The organism is Actinophytocola sp., from assembly GCF_045807065.1.
GTDB lineage: Bacteria > Actinomycetota > Actinomycetes > Mycobacteriales > Pseudonocardiaceae > Actinophytocola.
Genome location: NZ_JBJMIE010000176.1, coordinates 1 through 6,831, shown reverse-complemented (window position 1 = coordinate 6,831; position 6,831 = coordinate 1). Strand labels below are relative to the sequence as shown.

The following is a 6,831-nucleotide window of genomic DNA, read 5'->3' as shown; positions in this document are numbered from 1 at the left end:
GTGACGGGGCGACTGCGCGTGGCGGCGGCCGCCGCCAGCTCGGCAACGGTGCGGTGCTCGAAGACGTCCCGCACGCTCACGTCGAAGCCGATCTCCCGCAGCGCGCCGACCACGGCGACGGCCCGGATGGAGTGGCCGCCCAGCTCGAAGAAGTTGTCGTGCACGCCGACCTGGTCGACACCCAGCACGTCCTGCCAGACCGCCGCGACACGGCGCTCGTCCTCGGTGCGTGGCGACACCGGGCCGCCGGTCACGCCGAGTGCGTCGCGGCCGGGGGCCGGCAGCGCGGCGCGGTCGAGCTTCCCGTTGGTGGTGCGGGGAATCCTCGGCAGCACGACGTAGGCCGGTGGCACCAGGTAGTCCGGCAGGCGCTCGGCGAGGAACTGGCGCAGTGCCGCGAGATCCGGCGCGGGGCCGGCCGGCACCACGTAGCCGACCAGGCGTTGCCGGCCCGGGGTGTCCTCGCGTGGGACGACGACCGCCTGCGCGACGGCCGGGTGGCTGGCGAGCACCGCCTCGATCTCGCCCGGCTCGATGCGGAAACCGCGGATCTTGACCTGGTCGTCGGCGCGCCCGAGGTACTCCAGTGTGCCGTCCGGCCGCCAACGGGCGAGGTCGCCGGTGCGGTACATGGTCGAACCGGGTGCGAACGGGTCGGCCAGGAACCGCTGCGCCGTCAGGTCCGGGCGGTCGTGGTAACCGCGGGCGACGGGCGCGCCGCTGAGGTACAGCTCGCCGACCACCCCGGGCGGCACCAGCCCACGCCCCTGGTCCAGCACATAGGCCCTGGTGTTGGTGAGCGGCCGGCCGACGATCGGGTCGGGGCTCTCGTCCAGCCGGCACCACAGGGTGTCCACGGTGCACTCGGTGGGGCCGTACAGGTTGTAGACCGTCATGCCCGCGTTCCGCAGCGTGGTCCACAGCGCCGGTCCGGTCGCCTCGCCGCCGAGGGCGAGCACGGCCGGCCGTCGCCGCGCGGGGTCGAGGAACCCGAGCGAGACCAGCTCCTCGGCGTAGGTGGGCGTGATGTCCACGAAGTCGATCTCGTTGGCCGTGACGTAGTCCAGGAACGCGGCCGGCTCGCGGCGCAGCTCGTCGTCGACGAGGTGCAGCTCGTGGCCGTCGAGCAACCACAGCAGGCCCTCCCACGACGTGTCGAACGACAGCGAGGCGGACAGGGCCGCCCTGCGGACGGTCGCGCCCGCCGTGGGCCGGATCAGCGTCTCGCGGTGGTGGCAGAAGAGGTTGACCAGGCCGCGGTGCTCGACCACGACGCCCTTGGGCGTGCCGGTGGAGCCGGACGTGTAGATGAGGCAGGCCGCGTGCCCGGCCTCGTGGCGGACGGCAGGATCCACATCGGACAGATCATCGAGCACCCTCCTGGTCGCCGGCGCGTCGAGCGCGATGCCCGGCACGCCCGCCGGCGCCAACGCCCGCGTGGTGAGCAGCACCGCCGGCCGGCTGTCGGCGAGGATCATGCCGACCCGCGGGGCCGGGTAGTCCGGGTCGATCGGCACGTACGCGGCGCCGGCCTTGAGCACCGCGAGGAGCGCCACGATCGCCTCGGACGTGCGGGGCAGCAGCAGTGCCACGTACCGGTCCGGTCCGGCGCCGTGCGCGACGAGCAGCCGGGCCAGCCGGTTGGCCCGTCGGTTCAGCTCGGCGAAGGTGAGGGTGGCGTCGACCGCCACGAGGGCGGTCCGGTCGGGGGTCGACCGCGCCTGCGCCGCGAACAGCTCGGGCACCGTCACGTCCGGCAGCGGGCGCGCGGTGTCGTTCCACTCGTCGAGCAGCAGCTCGCGTTCCCCGGGGAGCAGCGGGTCGATGTCGGTGACGGGCACGTCCGGGCGCCGCGTGATCCGCTGGAGGAACGCCGTGAACCGGTCGAGGTGCGTGGCCAGCTCGGCGCGGTCGTAGCAGTTCGGGTTGGCGTCCAGGGCGATCCGCAGCCCGTGGCCGTCCGCGCGGTCGTAGATCTGGACGACCATGTCCTCGACCAGCCCGGCGCTCACGTTGTGCACGACACCCGGCTGGCCGGCGAAGCGCAGGTGGTAGTCGAACGGCATGATGTTGACCGACGGGCCGAAGAGCTTGCGCTCGCTGCCGACGAGCCGGAGGTCGCGGCGCAGCTGCTCGTACCGGTACCGCAGGTGTGGCCTGCCATCCCGCAGCTGCCCGGCGACCTGCCCGGTCAGGTCGGTGACCGTGGCGCCGGGCGGGACGCGCACCCACAGCGGCACGACGTTGGTGACCATGCACGGCACCCGCACCGACACCGAGCCGAGGCGGACCATGACCGGCAGCGCGAGCGTCACCTCCTCGGCGCCGGTCATCCGGTGCAGGTACGCGGCGAACGCGGCGGCGAGCGTCTCCGTCCACATGCCGCCGACCTGGCTCGCGACGGCCTTGAGCGCCGGGATCGCGTCGTCGAACTCCGCCTCGACCCTGATCACCGACCGGGCCAGCTTCCCGGTGCGGCGCGCGAGGACCACGGGTGCCGGTCGCCCGGTCGCGACGCCGGCCCAGTAGTCACGGGCGGCCGCACACCTCGGTGAGTCCAGGAAGGACCGGTCGTCGACGGCGACCGTCTCCAGCGAGCCGAACCAGCACGGCGGCGGCACCCTGTCCTCGACGAGCGCCGTGTACACCTCGGCCACCCGCCGCGCGACGAGCGAGAGCCCGTACCCGTCGAGGGCGATGTGGTGCACCCGTTGGTACCACAGCAGGTGGTCGTCCGCGAGCCGGAACAGGGCGTGGCAGAACAACAGGTCGGCGCGGAGGTCGATCGGGCCGGCCAGCTCGATGCGCATCCACTCGAGTGCCGACGCGCGGGGGTCGTCCTCGTCGCGGACGTCGACCACGTGCAGCGGCCACGAGCGCGCGGCCGCGGTCGTGCCGTCCGACCGCCAGCCGAGGTCCGTGCGGAACCGTTGCCACGTACGGCCTTCCTCGTCCGCGCCGAAGACCACGTGCAGCGCGTCCGTCTCCGCGACGGTTCGGCGGATCGCCGCCTCCAGCCGGGTGAGGTCCACCGGACCGCGGATCTCCACGTACTCGGCGGTGTTGAACGCGGGGCTGTCCCGGTCGTACTCCTGACCGGTCCAGATCCCCTCCTGTGCGGACAGCAGCGGCAGCGCGTCGGGCATGGGCGTGGCAGTCCAATCCTGGTCACTCGTCATAGACGGACACCACCGGCTCCGGCACCACGGCGTGCGCGGCGCGGTGGACGAGGCTGTGGTTGTCCCAGACGAGCAGGTCGCCCTTTTCGAACGCCTGCAGGTGGATGTTCTCGTGCTGGTAGGTCGGGTCGAGCTGGCCCGTCGCCTCCAGCAGCGCCGCGAGCAGGTCCGGCCGGTCCGCGCCGTCGGTGTCCTGCAGCGCCAGGGTGAAGCCCTCGCTGATGTGCAGCACGGTCTCCCCCGTGCGCGGGTGCCGGTCGACGGCCGGGCCCGTCACCGGCGGGGTCCGGCCGTTGACCAGGTCGACGATGTCCGCGAGCTTCTGGCCCTTCTCACGCGGGCCCAGTTCGGCGTAGCGGAGGACGCCGTAGGTCGCGGTGGCGTACCGGACCTCGAACTTCAGGTCGTTGGGCAGCCGCTCGTAGGCGGCCGCCATGTCGATGAAGTACGTGGGCACCTCGCGCGGGTAGCTGAGCGAGAGGTCGAACGGCGCGGTGGTGAGATGGCGGTTGGAGTGCCAGAACTTCCCGGCCTGGCAGTAGACCGGCAGGTGGTGGTCGGCCCTCCTGCCGAGCCGTCTGCCGAGCGCCAGGAACCGCTCCGGTGTCAGCTCCTGGCCCTTCACCACGGCGATCTTCGCGGCGTAGACCGCTTCCTTCAGCGCGGCGACGTCCGCCGCGGACGCCTCCTCGCCGGCGAAGCCCTCGACGGTCACGCCGAGCACCTTCCCCGACTGCGCGGTGATGTTCATCGACAGTTCCTCGCGTCCGCTCGCCTCGACCGACTGTCCTCACGCGGCTGTGGCCATCTCCTTGGGCTCGACCTCCCCCGCGTCGGCACCACGCGGTGTCGCGTCGGCCGTCAGCGGTCGGAACCGCCGCAGCCGCAGGCTGTTCGACACCACGAACACGGAGCTGCCGGCCATGATCAGCCCGGCGAGCATCGGGTTGAGCAACCCGCTCGACGCCAGCGGGATCGCGGCGACGTTGTAGGCGAACGCCCAGAACAGGTTGCCCCTGATCGTGCCGAGCGTCCGGCGGGCCAACCGGATCGCGTCCGCCACCACGCGCAGGTCGCCCCGCACGAGCGTGAGGTCGCTGGCCTCGATGGCCACGTCCGTGCCGGTGCCCATCGCGATGCCGAGGTCGGCCCGCGCGAGCGCGGCGGCGTCGTTGACCCCGTCGCCGACCATCGCGACGACCTTCCCCATCTCCTGTAGCCGCCTGACCTCGGCCACCTTCTCCGCCGGCAGGACCTCGGCGATCACCTCGGTGATGCCGACCTCGGCCGCGACCGCCCTGGCCGCCGCGGCGTTGTCGCCGGTCAGCAGGACGGGGGTGAGCCCGAGCCCGCGCAGCTGCCGGACCGCCTCGGCACTGGTCGGCTTCACCGTGTCGGACACGACGAGCAGGCCGCGCACCGCACCGTCCCAGCCGACCGCGACCGACGTCCGGCCCGCCGCGTCGGCCGCCGCCTTCGCGTCGGCCAGCTCGGCGGGCAGCTCCTCGGCCCACTCGGCCAGCAGCGCGGTCCGGCCGACGATCACGTCGTGGCCGTTGACCGTGCCGCGCACGCCGAGCCCGGCCTCGTTGGTGAACCCGTCCACCGTGGGCAGTAGGCCGACCCGCTCCCGCGCGCCGGCCGCGACGGCCCGCGCGATCGGGTGCTCGGAGGCGTTCTCCAGCGCGCCGGCCAGCCGCAGCAGCTCGACGCCCGTCACCCCGCCCACCGGCACGGCGTCGACGAGGGACATCTCGCCGGTCGTGACCGTGCCGGTCTTGTCCAGCACCACCGTGTCCACGGTCCTGGTCGACTCCAGCACCTGCGGACCCCTGATGAGGATGCCGAGCTGCGCGCCGCGGCCGGTGCCGACGAGCAACGCGGTCGGCGTGGCCAGCCCGAGCGCGCACGGGCAGGCGACGATCAGCACGGCGACGGCGGCGGTGAACGCGGCCGCGGCCGGCTGGTCCGAGCCGAACCAGTAGCCCAGCGTGGCGAAGGAGAGCGCGATGACGAACGGCACGAAGACCCCGGACACCCGGTCCGCGAGCCGCTGCACCTCGGCCTTGCCGGTCTGCGCCTCCTCGACGAGCCGCGCCATCCGCGCGAGCTGCGTCTCCTCGCCGACGCGCGTGGCACGCACGACGAGCCGGCCGCCGACGTTGACCGTCGCGCCGACCACCTCGTCGCCGGGGCCGACCTCGACCGGCACGGACTCGCCGGTGAGCATGCTCGCGTCCACCGCGGAGGAGCCCTCCTCGACCACGCCGTCGGTCGCGACCTTCTCGCCCGGCCGCACCACGAACCGGTCACCCACGACCAGCTCACGGACTCCGACCGTGACCTCGACACCGTCCCGCAGCACCGCGACGTCCTTGGCGCCCAGCGAGAGCAGCGCCCGGAGCGCGGCGCCGGACCGGCGCTTGGCCCGTGCCTCGAAGTACCGTCCACAGAGGATGAACAGCGTCACGCCGGCGGCGACCTCGAGGTACATGGTGCCCGTGCCGTCGGTCCGCTCGATCGTGACGCGGAACGGGTGCGTCATGCCGGGCATGCCGGCGTCGCCGAGGAACAACGTGTAGAGCGACCACACGAACGCCGACAGCGTGCCGACCGACACCAGCGTGTCCATGGTCGCGGCGCCGTGCCGCAGGTTCGCGAACGCGGCCCGGTGGAACGGCCACGCGCCCCACACGACCACCGGCCCGCACAGCGCGAGGCACGCCCACTGCCAGTACTCGAACTGCAGTCCGTCCCACATGGACATCGCGATGACCGGCACGGCCAGCACCGCGACGATCCACACCCGGTTGCGCGCGGCCTTGAGCTCGGCGTCGTGCCGCGCCTCCTCGGCGTCCGGAGTGTCCACAGTAGAAGTTACGGTGGTCTCGCGTGCGACCGGCTTTGCGGTGTAGCCGATCTCCTCGACCGCGGCGATCACCCGCGCGGCGTCGACGCCGGCCGGGAGCGTCACCCTGGCCTTCTCGGTGGCGTAGTTGACCGACGCCTCGACCCCGTCGATCCCGTTGAGGTGCTCCTCGATGCGGGCGGCGCACGACGCGCACGTCATGCCGCCGATGAGCAGCTCGCACCGGTCGTCGGCGCCGATCTCAGTGCTGATCTCAGTGGCCATGCGACATCCCACCCGAGGACCCGGTGGCGCCCTGCGCGGTGCCGCCGCTCAGCACGGCCTTCTCGTTCTTGGCCTTGATGGCCTCGTAGGTGGCCTCGTCGAGCCCGTGCGGCGGCGGGTTCTTGCCGCCGACGGTGACCGTGAACACGGCCGTGTGCACGACGCCGGCGTGCTGGAAGTCCAGGAACATCCGGTAGGTGCCGTAGGTCGGCGGAGTGGCCATGAAGTCGATGTCCGGGCCGGGCTTCGTCCTGCCGTCGCCCGGGGTGCCCTGCGGGTGGACGTGCAGGTAGGCCAGGTCGCCGTCACGCAGGATCACCAGGTGGCCGTAGGCGGCCAGGTACGGCTCGAGGTCGGTGACCGGCTTGCCGTCCTTGGCGACGCTGATCGTCAGCTTGTTCATCTTGCCGGCCGACAGCGTGCCCTTCGCGGTGAGCGTGTAGCCGTCGACGGTCGTCGTGGTCGACGGCGCCGGCAGGGCGTGCGGCTGGTAGTCGCCCGCCACCGAGACGTCCGAGC

General features: G+C 72.8%; 3 protein-coding genes and 1 pseudogene. All 4 read right to left on the bottom strand.

Features of this window, described 5'->3' with window-relative positions:
* Positions 1-3,179, bottom strand: a 3,179-nt coding sequence (locus ACJ73U_RS10085; protein WP_407777288.1) for an amino acid adenylation domain-containing protein, incomplete at its 3' end; no start/stop codon positions are given.
* On the bottom strand, positions 3,169-3,930 hold the full coding sequence (locus tag ACJ73U_RS10080; RefSeq protein WP_407777287.1) for a TauD/TfdA dioxygenase family protein: 762 nt from the start codon (positions 3,928-3,930) through the stop codon (positions 3,169-3,171). The genes ACJ73U_RS10080 and ACJ73U_RS10085, both read right to left, overlap by 11 nt.
* 39 nt (positions 3,931-3,969) lie before the next feature.
* Entirely contained in the window at positions 3,970-6,312 is a 2,343-nt protein-coding gene (locus ACJ73U_RS10075; RefSeq protein WP_407777286.1) for a heavy metal translocating P-type ATPase, read from the bottom strand.
* Positions 6,302-6,831 (bottom strand): annotated as a pseudogene (locus ACJ73U_RS10070) (hypothetical protein); the annotation flags it as partial. The gene ACJ73U_RS10075 and the pseudogene ACJ73U_RS10070, both read right to left, overlap by 11 nt.